This is a genomic window from Kocuria sp. GQ42, assembly GCF_059758435.1.
Genome location: NZ_JCAXEN010000008.1, coordinates 1 through 16,211, shown reverse-complemented (window position 1 = coordinate 16,211; position 16,211 = coordinate 1). Strand labels below are relative to the sequence as shown.

Below are 16,211 nucleotides of genomic sequence, written 5' to 3'. Positions count from 1 at the left end.
GCTCAGGGACGCGCACCGTCCAGGGCGGGCAGCACCTGCTGCCGCAGCGCCAGCCCGAGACCGGGCAGGTCCCGGGTCTCCAGCCGCGAGCCGGTCACCAGGACCGGGGACGGCCCGTCCAGGATCCCGAGGTCCGCAAACCCGGCGTCCTCCACGACCTCGACCGTGGTGGGCTCGGCGAGGGTCAGGGCCAGCTGCCCGGAGAGGTCCGGCAGCAGGTGCGGGGCGACCCCCACGCTGTGCGTGCGCGCGAGCTCCACGATCCGCCGGAACGGCGTGATGCCGCCCACCCGGACGATGTTCGGCTGGACGACGTCCACGGCGCCGGCCGTGATGAAGTCCCGGAAGCGGTAGACGTTGTGCAGGTTCTCCCCCAGGGCGATGGGGACCCGGCTGAACCGGCGCAGCTGCCGGTAGCCCTCGAGGTCGTCGGCGCGCAGCGGCTCCTCCAGCCACGACGGCCCGAACTCGGCGAGGGCGTCCAGGGCCCGGCGCGCCGTGGGCAGGTCCCACCGCTGGTTGGCGTCGATCATGAGCCCGCGGTGCGGGCCGAGCAGCTCCCGGACGGCCGCCACGCGCTCCACGTCCTCGCGCAGGTCGGCCCTGCCCACCTTGATCTTGACCGCGCCGAAGCCGGCGGCGACCCACCGGCGCACCTGTTCCTGCAGCTCCTCCAGGGTGTAGTGCAGGTTCACGCCGGAGCCGTAGACGGCCACGCTCTCCTGCCGCCGGCCCAGCAGCGAGGTGATCGAGACCCCGGCCCGGCGCGCCCGCAGGTCCCACAGCGCGAGGTCCACGCCCGCGAGCGCCACGCCGGTCAGCCCGGCGCCGCCCTCGTGCAGGTGCTTCCAGGCGTCGTCCCAGAGGGCCTCGGGGTTCTCGGTGCGCCCGCGCACGAAGCCCGCGAGGTCGTCGTCGAGGAGCGCCTTCACGGCCGTCGCCCCGATCGTCGGGGTCCAGGAGAAGCCCGTGCCGGTCGCGCCGTCGTCGGCCACGACCGTGACGGCCACGACGTGGTTCTGTGGGGCCTCCGGCCCCCAGCTGCGCGGCAGCCGGGCCGTGATGAGCTCCGTGTGCAGGGCGGCGATGCTCATGCGGTGTCCTTCCCGTGCCGGCCGGCGCCCGCGGGCTCCCCGGCCGCGGCGGCCACGGGCTCCTCCCGGAGCTCGGTGCGCCAGCTGCGCGCCGGCTCCCAGCCCAGGACCCGGCGGGCCTTGTCGATGCTGAAGGCGGGGGCCGTCCCGGTCAGTCCCGCGGCGAGCTGCTCGCTGCCCGGGACGAACTCGGGCAGCAGCTCCGCGAGCGGGCGCCGGGCCAGGGCGTCGGCGGCGCCCACCAGGAAGGTGTCGCCGTTGCGGATCGCGCCCATCCGCTCCAGCAGCGCCTCCAGGAAGGCCGTGACGTCCCGGGCGTCCACGTAGTTGAACAGCGCCGGCGCGGCGAGCGCGGGGTCGTCGAGCCGCTCCCGCACGGTGTGGCCCTGCTGCGTCGGGGCGCCCGCCCACTCCTCGGGGGCGATCACGTAGCAGGGGCGGAAGGACGCGTAGCGCACGGTCTCGCCGCGGGCGGCGGCGAACATCTGCGCCACCTGCTCCGCCACGTGCTTGGACAGCCCGTAGGCGTGCCACGGCCGGGGCGGGGTCTCCTCGGTGAGCGGGAGCGCGGGCGGCAGCCAGCCCGCCGGGGAGCCGTAGCCCAGCACCGTGGGGCTGCTGGCCATGACGATCCGCCGCACCCCGGCCTCGGTCGCCGCGCCGGCCACGTTGTGCGCGATCACCGCGTTGGTCTGCAGGATGACGTGCTCGGGGGCGCTGAACGGCACGGCGATGGCCGCGAGGTTGAGCACGGCGTCCGGGCGGGCCGCGCGCATCAGCGCGTGCACGGCGTCCGGGTCGGTGAGCTCCGCGCCGCGGTGCTCCACGGCGGGGTGGGAGCCGGCGGGGTCGGCGGGCAGGGACCGGTCGACGCTGAGGACGTCGTAGCCGGCCTCCGCCAGTCCGGCGACCACGCTGCGGCCGAGCCGGCCCGCGCCGCCGGTGACGAGGACGCGGCTCATGCCGGGACCTCGCTCCGGCTCGCCCCGGCGGCCGCGCCCAGGTCCAGCTCGGCGATCCGGACGGGCAGCCCGGACTCGAGGGAGCGGTTGCCGGCGATGCCCACGGCCACCGCCGCCACGCCGTCCCGGTAGCCGGAGGGCCGCCCGTACGGGTCCTCGCCGGGGCCGCGGAAGACGTCCGCCAGCAGCAGCCGGTCCCCGCCGCCGTGGCTGCCCGCCCCGTTGCTGATGACGACCTCCTCGGCGGCGCCCCAGTGGCGCTGGACGGTCAGTCGCTCGCCGCGGCTGCGGGCCCCGCCCCGGTGGGGTCCCACCGTGACCGAGGGGTCCACCGGGGAGCCGCCGCTCGCCGGCAGGACCGCCGCCCGTTCGACGACCTCCAGCTCGGCCCGGCCCTCGGTGCCGTTGACGGCCACCCGGTACCCCTCCCACGGGGAGTGCGCGTTGAGGGAGTAGGAGAGGGTGGCGCCGCGCGCGTAGTCGACCACGAGGGCCAGGTTGTCCTCGATGCTGATCCCGTCGGAGAACACGTCCTGGTCCCGGCGGTACCCGTCGTGGTGCTGGTGGTCGAGGTAGAGCCGGCTCAGCCGCTCGTCGGTGCGCAGGTCCAGAGCGAAGGGGTCGCCTCCCTCGACGTCCCGTGCGGGGGCGCCCGCGCGCGCCCGGGCCTCGGCGTTGTCCCGGCCGTAGAACCGCAGCCCGCCCGAGGCGAAGACCCGCTCCGGGGTGTCGGCCAGCCACCAGTTGACCAGGTCGAAGTGGTGGGAGGACTTGTGCACCAGCAGCCCGCCGGAGTTCTCCTTCTGCCGGTGCCAGCGGCGGAAGTAGTCGGCGCCGTGCACGGTGTCGAGCATCCAGCTGAAGTCCACGGAGGTGACCGTGCCGATCGCCCCGGACTGCACGACGTCCTTGAGGGCGGTGTTGCGCGGGGAGTACCGGTAGTTGAAGGTGACCACCACGTGGCGGCCGGTCTCCTCGACGGCCGCGGTGATCCGGCGGCAGCCCTCGGCGTCCACGGTCAGGGGCTTCTCGACGACGGCGTCCGCCCCGGCGCGCAGCGTCTGACAGATGTAGTCGGCGTGGGTGAAGTCGGGGGTGGTGATGATGACCCGGTCGATCCCCTGCTCGCGGATCGTCGGGGTGAGCTCCGCGGGGTCCAGGACGCCGATCCGGACGCCCGAGGTCTCCTCGGCGAGCCGGCGGTAGTGCTCGGCCCGCCCGGGGTTGGTGTCGCCCACCGCCACCAGCTCGGCGACGTCGGCGTGGTCGTCCAGCAGGGAGCGGAGGTACATCTCGCACCGGTTGCCGGTGCCGACCAGGACGTACCGGGTCCGCCTCCCCTGCCGTGCCGTGCCGTCCGTGCCGCTGTGCTCTGCGCTGTCCATCGGTTGCTCCTGGTTCTGGAGGGGTGTGCGGGGGTGGGGGCCGGCGGCCGGGTGTCCCCGGCCCGGGCGGGCCGGGGACACCGGGGCCCCTGCGCGGGGCCCGTCGCCGGCTACTTGATGCCCGTGGTGGCGATGCCCTTCACGAGGAACTTCTGTCCCACGAGGAAGGCGATGAACACCGGCAGCAGGGACACGATCGACATCGCGAACAGGGATCCCCACGAGGACTCCCCGGAGGCGTCCACGAAGGCCCGCAGCGCCACGGGGACGGTGAACATGTTCGGGTCGGTCAGGTAGATCAGGGCGCTGAAGAAGTCGTTCCAGGTCCAGATGAACGTGAAGATCGTGGTGGTGGCCAGGGCCGGGACCATCATCGGCAGGATGATCTGCCCGAAGATCCGGGCGTGCCCGGCGCCGTCGATCCGCGCCGCCTCGTCCATGTCCTTCGGGATGCCGCGGATGAACTGCACCATGAGGAACACGAAGAACGCGTCGGTGGCGAGCAGCTTCGGCACGATCAGGGGCCAGAAGGTGTTCACCCACCCGATCTGGGAGAACATGATGTACTGCGGCACGATCACCACGTGGAACGGCAGCATGATCGTGAGGAGCATGAGGGCGAAGGCCGGCTTCTTGAAGCGGAACTCCAGCCGGGCGAACGCGTAGGCCGCCATCGAGCAGGAGACCAGGTTGCCGACGATGCACCCGAGCACCACCACCGCGGAGTTGAACAGGTACACGCTGAACGGGCTGGACAGGGCGCCCCACCCGTCCGAGTAGTTCGCGGTCTCGAGCGTCTGCAGCAGGATCCCGGGCTCGCGGAAGATGATGTCGTCGGGGCGCAGGGAGCTGGCCACCATCCACAGCAGCGGGTAGATCATCACGCCGCCGGTGAGGATCAGCGCCAGGTGCTTGAGCAGGGAGCGGATCCGTGCCCGGGTCCCCGGACCGCGGGGCTTCGGCGCCGGGGCGCTCTGCGAGCCCTCGGTCTGCGCCGGGACGAGGTCCTGGTCGGCCGTCCGGACGGCGCTGTCGGCGATTGTCGAATTAGTCATCGTAGAACACCCAATACTTAGACGCGATGAAGTTGAGGGCGGTGAACGCCCCGATGATGAGGAGCAGCAGCCAGGCCATGGCCGCGGCGTAGCCCATGTCGAAGCGGCCGAAGCCCGTCTGGTACAGGTACAGCGTGAAGAACATCGTCGAGTCGGACGGACCTCCTCGGCCGCCGGAGACGATGAACGCCTGCGTGAAGGACTGGAACGCCTGGATGATCTGCAGCACCAGGTTGAAGAAGATGATCGGGCTCAGCAGCGGCAGCGTGATCCGGAAGAACTTTGTGATCTTCCCGGCGCCGTCGATGGAGGCCGCCTCGTAGTACATGGTGGGGATCTGGCGCAGGCCCGCGAGGAAGATGATCATCGGCGCCCCGAAGGTCCACACGTGCAGCAGGATGATGCTGCCGAGCGCGGTCCGGGGGTCGGCGATCCAGCCGATGCCCTCGATGCCCACGAGGGCCAGGAGCTGGTTGACCAGTCCGGTGGTGCCGAAGAGCTGCTTCCAGAGGATGGCGATGGCCACCGAGGAGCCGAGCAGCGAGGGCAGGTAGAAGACGGAGCGGTAGAACGCGAGGCCGCGCAGGCCCCGGTCGAGGACCATGGCGATCGCCAGGGCCAGCATGAGCTGCAGCGGCACCCCGACGAGCACGTACGTGAAGGTCACCTGCAGCGAGTTGTGCAGCCGCTCGTCCGCGAGCATCCGGGAGAAGTTCTCCGTCCCGATCCAGTCGGGCGCCCGCATGAGGTTGTAGTCGGTGAAGGAGAGGTAGAGGGACATCAGCATGGGGCCCAGGGTGATGACCACCAGTCCCACGATCCACGGTGCCAGGAAGACCGCCGCGGCCTTGTTGTCCCGCCTGTCGGCGCGGGTCCTCCTCCGGCCGGCCGCACGCTTGGCCCGCTTCCCGGGCAGGCCCTCCCGGGTCAGCTCCTCGACGACGCTCATGCCGGGACCGCCCCTCGGCGCAGCCGCGCCCGGGAGACCCGGAGCGGTTCGGTGTCGATGTGCGTCGTTGTCATCGGTATCTCCTCGGAGCGTGCGGGAAAGCGTTTTCCAGAGCTGTGTTGCGTCCAGGCTAGTGGCCGGTTCCTGTGACGTCAACCACAATCTACGGTTGTGTCGGCGCCCGTCGCGGGGCCGACCCGCCGTCGGACGGGAGCCCGGCCAGGAGCCGCAGCGCCTCGACGGTGGCCGGCGGGCCGTAGCGCTCCGCCTCGTCCTGGGCGGCCCGGACGGACGGCGCGACGCCCACGAGCGAGGCCGCCGCCAGGACCCCCGCGCCGCGCAGCTGCTCCGCGGACAGAGCCAGCCGCCCGGCCACGGCCACGACGGGCACGCCCCGGGCCGCGGCGAGCGCGGCCGCGGCGAGCGGCGCCTTGCCCTGCAGCGACTGGGCGTCCAGCGACCCCTCGCCGACGACGAGCAGGTCCGCGTCCTCGAGCTGCTCCTCGAGCCCCACGAGGGAGGACACGAGGTCGAAGCCGCGCTCGAGCGTCGCCGGGGTCAGGGCCAGGAAGCCGGACGGGAAGCCGCCGGCGGCGCCGGCCCCCGGGAGCAGGAACGGACGGGCGCCCTCGAGACCGGCCAGCAGCCCGGCCCAGCGCCGGAGCGCGGCGTCCAGCTCGCGCCGGGCGGCGCGGTTGGCGCCCTTCTGCGGGGCGAAGACGTGGGCGGCCCCGTCGGGGCCGTGCAGCGGGTTCTGCACGTCCACGGCCAGCCGCAGCCGCACCGTGCGCAGCCTCGGGTCCAGGGCGGAGACGTCCAGGCGGGCGGCGGACAGCAGCCCCTCTCCACCCAGGGGGACGGGCGCGCCGTCGTCGTCGAGGACGTCCAGGCCCAGCGCCCGCAGGGCGCCCGAGCCCCCGTCCGTCATCGCCGAGCCGCCGAGCCCGACGACGACGTCGGTCGCCCCGGCGTCCAGCGCCGCCCGGATCAGCTGGCCGCAGCCGTAGCTGTGCGCCGCCCGGGCCGTCGCCGGACTCGGGCGCACCTGGTCCAGCCCGCTCGCCTGGGCGGACTCGATGACCGCGGTGGTGGCGCCGGAGGGCGCCGTGAGCAGCGCCCAGCGCGCCCGCACCCGGCCCTCCACGGCGCCCCGGACGAGGGTGCGGCGCAGCTGAGCCCCGGCCGCCACCGCGGCGTCGACCGTGCCCTCGCCCCCGTCGGCCAGGGGCACCGCCCGGATCCGGGCCCCGGGCCGGTGCTCGCGCACCCCGGCCGCGAGCACGGCGGCGGCCTCGGCCGCCGTCAGCGACCCCTTGAACTTGTCCGGGGCCACGACCACCCGGGGCCGCTCGCCGAGCTCGTGCGGCCCCACGTCAGGCGGTGGCGCGGGCGGGTGCGCCGGTCAGGGACGGCAGCACCAGGGACTCCCAGCGCTCCTTCATCACGGCGAGCACCACGTCCGGGTCCTGGTCGAAGATCTCCTGGTTGAAGATCTCGACCTCGACCGGGCCCGTGTAGCCGGCGGCGGCGACCCAGCGCCCGATCGTGCCGAAGTCGATGACCCCGTCCCCCATCATCCCGCGGGAGAGCAGGGCGTCGGAGGCGATCGGCAGGTTGAAGTCGCAGACCTGGTAGGACGCCAGCCGGCCCTCCGCGCCGGCCCGGGCGATCTGGGTCTCCAGCCCGGGGTCCCACCAGACGTGGAAGGTGTCCACCACCACGCCCACGGCCTCCACCGGGTGCGGGGCGGCGAGGTCCAGGGCCTGCCCGAGCGTGGAGAGCACGGCCCGGTCGGCCGCGTACATGGGGTGGAGCGCCTCGAGCACGAGGCGCACTCCGTGCTCGAGGGCGTAGGGGACGAGCTCGGCGAGCCGTTCGGCCACGCGCTCGCGGGCCGCCACGACGTCCTTGTCGCCCCGGTCGCCCTCGCCGCCCAGGACGTGGGCGGCGGCGGGCAGGCCGCCGACGACCATGATCAGCTCGCTCGTGCCCAGGACCTGGGCCTCCCGGATCGCGGCCCGGTTGCTCTCGAGGGCGGCCCGCTGCCCGGCCTCGTCGGCCGCCGTGAGGAAGCCGCCGCGGCACAGGCTGGAGACCTGCAGCCCGGCCTGCTCGATGATCCGGGCCGCGTTCTCGAGCCCGGCCTCGGCCACGCGGTCGCGCCACACGCCGATGTGCCCCAGCCCGGCGCGGGCGGTGGCGTCCACCGCCTGCTGCAGGGTCAGGCCGCGGGTGGTGCCCGTGTTCAGCGACAGCTGGAAGTCCGCGCTCATGCCGCACCTCCGGTGCTGCCGGCCGGCACGAGAGCCGGTGCGAGGACCGGCGCGCCGAGGCCCGCCGCGTCGAGGAAGGTGCTCATCCGCCGCGCGGCGAGCTCCGGGTCGAGCAGCAGCCCGGCCCGGTCGGCCAGCCTGAACACCTCGACCAGGTGCGGCACGGAGCGGCCCGAGTGCAGTCCGCCGACCATCTGGAACCCCGGCTGGCTGCCGTTGAGCCAGGACAGGAACGCGATGCCGCACTTGTAGTAGAAGGTCGGGGCGCTGAAGACGTGGCGCCCGAGCTCCTCCGTGGCGTCGAGGATCGCCCGCGCCCGGCCGGGCTCCCCGGCGTCGTAGGCCTGCAGCGCGGTGGACGCCGCCGGGTAGATGCCGGCGAAGATCCCCAGCAGCGCGTCGGAGTGCCGGGTGCCGTCGCCGTCGATGAGCTCGGGGTAGTTGAAGTCGTCGCCGGTGTAGAGGCGGACCCCCTCCGGCAGCGCCGCCCGCAGCCGGGTCTCGTGCGCGGCGTCCAGGAGGGAGACCTTGACGCCGTCGACCTGCCCCGGGTGGGACCGGATGAGCTCGAGGAAGGTCTCCGTGGCCGTGTCCACCGCGTCGCTGCCCCAGTAGCCGGCCAGCGCCGGGTCGAACATCGTCCCGAGCCAGTGCAGGACCACCGGGTGCCGGGCCTCGCCCAGGAGCTGGGAGTAGACCCGCAGGTAGTCGTCGGCGTCCCGGGCGGCCCGCACCAGTGCGCGGGACGCCATCAGGATGACCTTCGCCCCGGCGCCCTCGACCACCTCGACCTGCTCCCGGTAGGCCTCGAGCACGGCGCGCAGCCCGGTCTCGCCGGGCGTGACGCCCGCCGGGTCCAGCTGGTCCGTGCCCGCCCCGCACGCGATGAGGTCGCGGACGGTCCTGCCCGCCAGGGCCGGGCTGCCGGTGGCCAGCGCCGCCGAGGCCTCGGCGGTCGAGCGCCGGATCAGCTGCTGGGTGGCCGGCCAGTCCAGGCCCATCCCCCGCTGGGCGGTGTCCATGGCGTCGGCCACGCCCAGCCCGTAGGACCAGATGTCGTGGCGGAAGCCCAGGGTCGCGTCCCAGTCCAGCTGCGCCGGCGCCCCGGGGGTGTTGTCCGCGAGCGCCAGGGGCACCACGTGCGCGGCGGCGTAGGCCTTGCGCGCGGTGAGGGGCGCCTGCGGCCGGGTCCAGCTCCCCGGCCCGGAGAGCACGTGCTCGGTGCGGGATCCGCTGCCGTCGGGCAGGAGCACGGCGCTCACCGGACGGCCTCGGCGGTGCGCCGCTCGGCCGGGGACAGCTCGATCGCCGGGATGTCGATGGTGCGGCGCTCGGCCGAGGAGCGCAGGCCCAGCTCGGCCAGCTGCACCCCGCGCGCGGCGGAGAGCAGCCCGAACCGGTGCTCGCGGCCCGCTGCGACGTCGGCCAGGAACTCCTCCCACTGCGCCTTGAAGCCGTTGTCCAGCTCCGCGTTGGCCGGCACCTCCAGCCACTGGTCGCGGAAGGACTCGGTGACGGGCAGGTCCGGGTTCCAGACCGGCTTGGGCGTGTGGGCCCGCTGCTGGGCCACGCACTTGTTCAGCCCGGCGACCGCCGAGCCGTGGGTGCCGTCCACCTGGAACTCCACCAGCTCGTCGCGGTACACGCGCACGGCCCAGGAGGAGTTGATCTGGGCGACCACGGGGTCGCCGTCCGGGGTCTCGAGCTCGAAGACGCCGTAGGCGGCGTCGTCCGCGGTGGCCGGGTACTCGTGGCCCTGCTCGTCCCACCGGGCGGGGATGTGCGTCACGGCGGTCGAGGTGACGGACCGGACCGGGCCCACGATGCCCTCGAGGACGTAGTTCCAGTGGCAGTACATGTCGACGGTCATGGACCCGCCGTCCTCGCGCCGGTAGTTCCAGGACGGGCGCTGGGCCTCCTGGTGCTCGCCCTCGAAGACCCAGTAGCCGAACTCGCCGCGCAGGGACAGGATCCGGCCGAAGAAGCCCTCGTCCACGAGCCGCCGCAGCTTCACGAGACCGGGCAGGTAGAGCTTGTCGTGGACCACGCCGGCGGTGACGCCGCGCTCCTGGGCGATCTGCGCCAGCTCGACCGCCTCGTCCAGGGTCTCGGCGGTCGGCTTCTCGGTGTAGACGTGCTTGCCGGCGCGCATGGCCTTCTTGAGGGTCTCGGCCCGGAGGCTGGTCATGGAGGCGTCGAAGACCACGTCCACGGTGGGGTCCTCGATGACCGCGTCGAGATCGGTGGTCCAGTGCTCCACGCCGTGCCGGCGCGCCAGCTCGGCGACCTTGGCCTCGTTGCGGCCCACGAGGATCGGCTCGACGGTCACGCGGGTGCCGTCCGGCAGGGTCACTCCTCCCTGGTCCCGGATGGGCAGGATCGAGCGCAGCAGGTGCTGGCGGTAGCCCATGCGGCCGGTGATGCCGTTCATGGCGATGCGGAGAACTCGGGGCTCGGACATCATCAACTCCAGAGAATTCGGGAAATTTGTAGGAAAGCGCTTTCCACTCTAGGGTTGGCTCAGTGTGACTGTCAACACGTTCCCGGTCCCGGACTCCCCGGCGCGGGGGCGAGACGCCCACCGGACGCGGTGAGGAGGAAGCAGGACCGGACGATGAGCGCAGTGACCCTCTCCCAGGTGGCCCGGGAGGCCGGGGTGTCCCTGGCCACGGCCTCCCGGGTGCTCAACGGATCGGACCGAAGGCCGGCCGAGCACATCGCGGAGCGCGTCCGGGACGCCGCGGAGTCCCTCGGCTACGTGGCGAACGCCCAGGCGCAGGCGCTGGCGCGGTCCACCACCGGACTGGTGGGACTCGTGGTCCACGACATCGCCGACCCCTACTTCTCCTCGATCGCCAAGGGCGTGCAGCGCCGGGCCCGCGCGGACCGGCACCAGCTTCTGCTGGCCGCGACCGACGGCACCGACCAGCTCGACGCCGTCGCGGCCTTCGCGTCCCACCGCACCGACGCGATCATCATGGCGGGCTCGCGGCGGCGGGAGATCGACCCCCGGCTGCTCGCCGAGCTCACCCGCTACCAGAAGAACGGCGGCCGGGTGGTGACCATCGGCCAGGCCTGGCTCGAGGGCGCCGGCGCCGTCACCATCGACAACCGCAGCGCCGGCGACGACCTGACGGACATGCTGTTCGGGACGGGCCGGGCCCGCTTCGCCTTCCTCGGCGGGCCGGACGAGCTCGCCAGCGCGGCGGAGCGCCGGGCGGGCTTCCGCGCGGCCCTCGAGCGGGCGGGCCTGGAGCCGGAGGCCGAGGTCACGGAGGACTTCAACAGCCAGGGCGGCTACGAGGCCGCACGGGCGCTGGTGGACCGGCTCGGAGCCGACGCCGTGCGCGGGCTCACGGTCGTGGTCGGCAACGACGTCATGGCACTGGGCGCGATCGCGGGCTTCCGGCACGCCGGACTCGTGGTGCCGGACGACCTGCGGGTGGCCGGCTTCGACGACATCCCCAACCTGCGGGACTTCTCCCCGGGGCTGACCACCGTGCGCTTCCCCCTGGAGCAGATCGGGGAGACCGCCGCGGACATCGCCCTGAGCCACGGCCAGGTCCGGATCGAGCACGTGGTGGGCGAGATCGTGCGGCGCGAGAGCGCCTGACCCCCGCACGACCGGGGCGCCGCCGCCGGACAGGAGTCCGGCGGCGGCGCCCCGGTCGTGCGGGGGTGGGGCTCAGAGGTGCGCCTCCCCGGCCTTCACGGCCAGGACCGGCCGGTCGGACTGCAGGAGGATCCGCTGGGCGTGCGAGCCCATGATGAACTTCCCCACCTGGGAGCGCTGGCGCAGGCCGATGACGATCCGGGACACGTCGTGCTCGCGGGCGAGATCGAGGATCTCCTGGGCGAGGTCGTCCCGGTGGGACGGCTGGAGCACGGTGTGCGGGACACCGGCGGACTCGGCGGCGGAGGTGACGCGGCGCAGGTCGTCGTCGGAGGCGACCGACTTGTCCGCCAGGGCGCCCTCGCGCACGGAGTTGACGATCAGCAGCCGCTCCCCCCGCAGCCGGGCCTCCTCGATGGCGGCGCGGACGGCGGCCTCGCCGACGGGGGTGGGGACGTAACCGACGAGGATGCTCATGCGTTCTCCTTGACAGGGGTGCGGTCGGAGTCCTCGGCGGACGGTCCCGCGGGGGACGTCCCGGAGGCGCTGCGACGGCGGAGGGCGGACTGGATGACGGGCAGCACGGCGACGAGCACGAACAGCAGCAGCAGGGTCGCCGAGATGGGGCGGGTGAAGAACCCGGTGACGTCTCCCTCGAAGACGAGCAGGGAGCGGCGCAGGTTGGACTCCAGCAGGGAGCCGAGGACGAAGGCCAGCACCAGGGGGCCGGGCTCGAAGCCGAACTTCTTCATGAGGTAGCCGACGGCGCCGAAGACCACGACGAGCATGACGTCGAACATCGAGTTGTTGATCGTGTAGGCGCCCAGCATCGTGATCAGCACGGTGATGGGGGCGAGGATGGCGCCCCGCACCCGGAGGATGCGCACGAAGACCCCGATGAGGGGGATCGACATGATCAGCAGCAGGATGTTGCCGACGTACATGGAGTTGACCACGCCCCAGAACAGCTCGGGGTCCTGCTGGACGAGCTGCGGGCCCGGCGTGACGCCCTGGATGAGCAGGGCGCCGAACATCAGGGCCATCGTGGCGTTGGCCGGGATGCCCAGGGTGAGCAGGGGGATGAAGGAGCTGGTGGCCGCCGCGTTGTTGGCGGTCTCCGGGCCGGCGACGCCCTCGATGGCGCCCCGGCCGAAGCGCTCGGGCTGCTTGGCCCGCTTCTTCTCCAGGGCGTAGGCGGCCATCGAGGAGATCGTGGCGCCGCCGCCGGGCAGGATGCCGAGGAAGAAGCCCAGGACCGAGCCGCGGCCGATGGCCCCGGACGACTGCTTGAGGTCCGCCCGGGAGGGCCAGACGTTGGAGACCTTGTCGGGCGCCTTGGCCGCACGGTGGCGCTCCTCCAGGTTGTGCAGGATCTCGCCGAGGCCGAACAGCCCCATGGCCACGGGCACGAAGTCGATGCCGTCGGCCAGGTTGAGGTTGCCGAACGTGAGCCGTTCGGCTCCGGTGAAGACGTCGCGGCCGACCGTGGCCAGCAGCAGCCCGAAGCACGCGGCGATCAGCGCCTTGGACTTGTTGCCGTTGCTGATGGTGGCCACCAGGAGGATGCCGAGCAGGGCGAGCGCGGTGTACTCGGGCGGACCGAAGTCGAGGGCGAAGCCGGCGACGAGCGGGGCCAGGAAGGTGAGGCCGACGATCGCGACGGTGCCGCCGATGAAGGAGCCGATCGCGGCGATGCCCAGCGCGGTGCCGGCGCGGCCCTGCTTGGCCAGCATGTAGCCGTCGAAGACCGTGACCACGGAGCTGGCCTCGCCGGGCAGCCGGAGCAGCACGGAGGTGATGGTCCCGCCGTACTGGGCCCCGTAGAAGATGCCGGCCAGCATGATGATCGCCGTCACCGGTTCGATGCCGTAGGTCAGCGGCAGCAGGATGGCGATGGTCGCGGCGGGGCCCAGGCCGGGCAGCACGCCGATCAGCATGCCGATGGTCACGCCCAGGAGGCAGTACAGGAGGTTGGTCGGTTGGAGGACGACGCCGAAGCCGTCCAGGGCGGGTTGCAGGAAGTCCATGCGGGAGCCTTTGGTCGGTGGCCGCCGTGGCGGCGGCCGTCAGAACAGGTGCGGGATCGACGTGCCGAGGGCGGTGATGAAGATCAGGTAGAAGGCGACGACGACGAGCGCGGAGTACAGGGCCGCGGCCCGCCACGTCTCGCCGCCCAGGAACTTCATCCAGACGAAGGACAGGAGCAGGGCGGGGATCTCGAAGCCGATCACGGGCATGAGCAGCACCAGCCCCACGAGGGTCACGAGCCCGCAGGCGGCCAGCAGCGACTCCCGGGTGAACTTCTCCCCCTCTCCTCCGCGCCGGCCCAGGACCAGGTGGGACAGGCCGATCACGACGGCCACGACGCTCACCACGAACGGCCACATGCCGGGGGCCGGCTGCTGCGGTGTGCCCAGCCCCATGCGCAGGGACAGCACAGCCGCAGCAGCCGCCAGCACCGTGACCGCCAGGGTCGAGCCGAGGGCCGCCGCGCGGCCGCCGGGCGGGGGGCCCTCGGCCTCCCACTGGGCGGCGAGCTGCTCCGGGGTGAGCTCCTCGACCGCCCTCTCCTGGTCGTGGAGGACGTCGGCGACGGAGGCCGTGTCGTCCGGGCGGGACTGCTTCATGGAGTCGCTCCTGGCTGTGGTGGTCGGCATGGCCGTGGTGGTCGTCATGGCGGCGCCGGTCCCTACTCGGCGAGGGAGATGTCGTGCTCCTCGACGAGCTGCTCGTAGCGCTCGGCGAGCTCGGTCCACTCCGCCTCGACCTCCTCGCCGGAGACCTCCCACGGGGTGAGCAGGTTCTGCTCGTTGAAGTCCTGGTAGGCCTCCGACTGCACGGCGGCGTCGAAGGCCTCGACCAGCCGCGCCTTGACGTCGTCCGGGAGCCCCTCGGGAGCGGCCACCGCCCGGTACTGGGAGACGGGGACGTCGTAGCCGGACTCGACGGCGGTGGGCACGTCGGGCAGGAACTCGTTGCGCTCCTCGGAGAACACCACGATCGGCGTCACCTCGCCGGCGTCGATCTGCGGCTTGGCCTCGCCCAGCTGGACGGTGGCGACCTGCACCTGGTCGCCGAGCACGGCGGTCAGCGCCGGGGAGCCGGAGTCGAAGGGCACCTCGGTGCCGGTGATGTCGGCCTGCGCGAACAGCACGGTCTGGGCCAGCTGGGAGCCGGTGCCCACGCCGGTGGTGCCGTAGCTGAACGAGCCGGAGGCGCTCTCCACGTCCTCGAGGGTCCCGAAGCCGGACTCCTTGCTCGCGACCATCACGTAGTCGTCCTGGGACAGGCCCTTGAGCACCTCGACGTCGTCCAGGGACACGGCCTCCTCCTCGCCCACGGCCAGCGGCGTGATGGTGATCAGCGAGGCGTTGAGCAGCACCAGGTTCTGGCCGTCGGGGGACGCGCCGGCGACCTCCTGGGTGGCGAGGGCGCCGTTGGCGCCGGGCTTGTTCACGACCGGCATCGGGACCCCGAGGTCCTCCGTGGCGGCGTCGGACACGGCGCGGGCGATGAGGTCGGTGGATCCGCCGGCGGCCTGGCCGACGGTCAGGGTGATGGGATCCGTCGGGAAGTCCGCCCCGGAGGCGCTGCTGCCCCCGCCGACGTTGCCGCCGCACGCGCTGAGCGCGAGGAGCGAGGTCGCTGCGGTGACGCCGACGAGCGCCGTGCGGAACGAGGTGTTCTTCATGGGTTCTCCTGAAGGGGTGAGGGATCGGAACCGCCCGACCGGGGCGCGAGAGGACTCGCACCTCTGTGAGTGGCATCACAAGCGGATCGGTTCCCGAGCCTAAAGAGGGATGATGATGCCTGTCCAAGCCAATTCGTGCATTGAGTAATACCCGGAGGACATGATGTTCACACTCGATCAGGCACGGAGCTTCATCGCCGTCGCGGAGGAGCTGCACTTCGGCCGCGCCGCCGTGCGGCTCAACATGACGCAGCCTCCCCTGAGCCGCCAGATCCAGAAGCTCGAGAAGACGGTGGGGGTCGAGCTCCTGGAGCGGGACAACCGCCGGGTGGCGCTCACGGCCGCCGGGCGGGCGTTCCTGGTCGAGGCCCGCAAGCTGGTGGTCGCCGCCGACCGGGCGCCGCTGCTGGCGCGCCGGATCGCCGCCGGGCGCTCGGGCGTGCTGCGGATCGGCTTCACGGCGGCCTCCGGGTTCAGCCTGCTGGGACCGCTGCTCAGCGAGATCGAGCGGGTGCTGCCGGACGTCGACGTCGACCTGCAGGAACTGGTGACCGGCGAGCAGCTGCAGTCGCTCGAGAACGGCGACCTCGACCTGGGGCTCGCCCGCCCGCCCTTCGACACGGAGCTCTTCGAGTCGCAGCTGCTGCTCGCCGAGGACCTGTACGTCGCCGCCCCGGCCGACCACCCGCTGAGCACCCTCAGGCGGCCCGTCACGTCGGCCGACCTCAAGGACCTCCCGCTGATCATGCACTCCCCCACCAAGGCGCGGTACTTCTACGACCACGTGGTGCGGCTCGTGGAGGTGGAGCACCGCAACGTCGTCCACACCGTCAGCCAGGTCCTCACCATGGTGGCGCTCGTGGCCGCGGGGCGAGGAATCGCCTTCGTCCCGGAGTCCGCCCGGCTGCTCGGCATCGACGGCGTGTCCTACCACCGGCTGGCCAGCAGCTCCTCGGGCTCCGTCGAGCTGCACGCGCTGTGGGACCGCACCTCGAAGAATCCCGCCCTGCACCACCTGCTCGACCTCCTGCGCACCCAGCCGCACTGAGCACAGCATCGATGCCCTCAGTGCATGACTCCATTCAAAAACGGCCTTGGACAGCATCAAAAGTCCTCCCTAGGGTGAGACGTGATTCACAGGCAGACGCCTCACCTCGACCCATGCGAAGGACGACGACCGTGGCCACAC

General features: G+C 72.7%; 15 protein-coding genes. 2 read left to right on the top strand and 13 right to left on the bottom strand.

All coding sequences use genetic code 11. From position 1 onward, the window contains the following. Positions 1-2 precede the first annotated feature (2 nt). The 9 genes from AC6CH6_RS15490 to AC6CH6_RS15450 all read right to left on the bottom strand — a co-directional run bounded on the left by AC6CH6_RS15490 (position 3) and on the right by AC6CH6_RS15450 (position 10,179). On the bottom strand, positions 3-1,094 hold the full coding sequence (locus AC6CH6_RS15490; protein ID WP_498255790.1) for a mandelate racemase/muconate lactonizing enzyme family protein: 1,092 nt from the start codon (positions 1,092-1,094) through the stop codon (positions 3-5). Then, the gene (locus AC6CH6_RS15485; RefSeq protein WP_498255789.1) at positions 1,091-2,056 is read right to left on the bottom strand and encodes an NAD-dependent epimerase/dehydratase family protein; all 966 of its coding nucleotides are present in this window, start codon (positions 2,054-2,056) and stop codon (positions 1,091-1,093) included. The genes AC6CH6_RS15490 and AC6CH6_RS15485 overlap by 4 nt, the downstream gene beginning before the upstream one ends. Continuing rightward, a complete protein-coding gene (locus AC6CH6_RS15480; protein ID WP_498255788.1) occupies positions 2,053-3,441 on the bottom strand; it encodes a Gfo/Idh/MocA family protein in 1,389 nt (462 codons plus the stop codon). The genes AC6CH6_RS15485 and AC6CH6_RS15480 overlap by 4 nt, the downstream gene beginning before the upstream one ends. Positions 3,442-3,551: 110 nt before the next feature. Beyond that, complete coding sequence (locus AC6CH6_RS15475; protein WP_172604323.1) at positions 3,552-4,496, bottom strand: carbohydrate ABC transporter permease; 945 nt, start codon at positions 4,494-4,496, stop codon at positions 3,552-3,554. Beyond that, positions 4,489-5,445: an ABC transporter permease subunit gene (locus tag AC6CH6_RS15470; RefSeq protein WP_419968559.1), complete on the bottom strand. Its 957-nt coding sequence runs from the start codon at positions 5,443-5,445 to the stop codon at positions 4,489-4,491. Before AC6CH6_RS15470 ends, AC6CH6_RS15475 begins: the two co-directional genes overlap by 8 nt. 163 nt (positions 5,446-5,608) lie before the next feature. Beyond that, positions 5,609-6,778 carry a glycerate kinase gene (locus AC6CH6_RS15465; protein ID WP_498255787.1) on the bottom strand — a complete coding sequence of 390 codons (1,170 nt, stop codon included), beginning with the start codon at positions 6,776-6,778 and terminating at the stop codon, positions 5,609-5,611. A 40-nt stretch (positions 6,779-6,818) separates the two neighbouring features. Further along, positions 6,819-7,718 (bottom strand): TIM barrel protein, encoded by a 900-nt coding sequence (locus AC6CH6_RS15460; RefSeq protein WP_419968557.1) that lies wholly within the window; start codon positions 7,716-7,718, stop codon positions 6,819-6,821. Next, the gene (locus AC6CH6_RS15455; protein WP_498255786.1) at positions 7,715-8,980 is read right to left on the bottom strand and encodes a dihydrodipicolinate synthase family protein; all 1,266 of its coding nucleotides are present in this window, start codon (positions 8,978-8,980) and stop codon (positions 7,715-7,717) included. Before AC6CH6_RS15455 ends, AC6CH6_RS15460 begins: the two co-directional genes overlap by 4 nt. Then, positions 8,977-10,179, bottom strand: coding sequence for a Gfo/Idh/MocA family protein (locus tag AC6CH6_RS15450; RefSeq protein ID WP_095650257.1), 1,203 nt, complete (start codon positions 10,177-10,179; stop codon positions 8,977-8,979). Before AC6CH6_RS15450 ends, AC6CH6_RS15455 begins: the two co-directional genes overlap by 4 nt. A 153-nt stretch (positions 10,180-10,332) precedes the next feature. Here AC6CH6_RS15450 and AC6CH6_RS15445 point away from each other — a divergent pair, with 153 nt between their 5' ends. Further along, a complete protein-coding gene (locus AC6CH6_RS15445) occupies positions 10,333-11,331 on the top strand; it encodes a LacI family DNA-binding transcriptional regulator (protein WP_498255785.1) in 999 nt (332 codons plus the stop codon). 72 nt (positions 11,332-11,403) lie between these two features. On the opposite strand, the gene AC6CH6_RS15440 is transcribed toward AC6CH6_RS15445, so the two are convergent. Genes AC6CH6_RS15440 through AC6CH6_RS15425 form a run of 4 tightly spaced genes read right to left on the bottom strand, consistent with a single transcriptional unit; the run spans position 11,404 to position 15,022 of the window. Next, positions 11,404-11,808 (bottom strand): universal stress protein, encoded by a 405-nt coding sequence (locus AC6CH6_RS15440; RefSeq protein WP_017834662.1) that lies wholly within the window; start codon positions 11,806-11,808, stop codon positions 11,404-11,406. After that, positions 11,805-13,358: a tripartite tricarboxylate transporter permease gene (locus AC6CH6_RS15435; protein ID WP_498255784.1), complete on the bottom strand. Its 1,554-nt coding sequence runs from the start codon at positions 13,356-13,358 to the stop codon at positions 11,805-11,807. Before AC6CH6_RS15435 ends, AC6CH6_RS15440 begins: the two co-directional genes overlap by 4 nt. Before the next feature lie 39 nt (positions 13,359-13,397). Next, the gene (locus tag AC6CH6_RS15430) at positions 13,398-14,006 is read right to left on the bottom strand and encodes a tripartite tricarboxylate transporter TctB family protein (protein WP_498255783.1); all 609 of its coding nucleotides are present in this window, start codon (positions 14,004-14,006) and stop codon (positions 13,398-13,400) included. Positions 14,007-14,020: 14 nt separating this feature from the next. Continuing rightward, positions 14,021-15,022, bottom strand: a complete 1,002-nt coding sequence (locus AC6CH6_RS15425) for a Bug family tripartite tricarboxylate transporter substrate binding protein (protein ID WP_498255782.1) — start codon at positions 15,020-15,022, stop codon at positions 14,021-14,023. A 163-nt stretch (positions 15,023-15,185) separates the two neighbouring features. Between AC6CH6_RS15425 and AC6CH6_RS15420 the strand changes: the two genes are divergently transcribed. Then, the gene (locus tag AC6CH6_RS15420) at positions 15,186-16,070 is read left to right on the top strand and encodes a LysR family transcriptional regulator (RefSeq protein ID WP_498255781.1); all 885 of its coding nucleotides are present in this window, start codon (positions 15,186-15,188) and stop codon (positions 16,068-16,070) included. Positions 16,071-16,211: the final 141 nt, after the last annotated feature.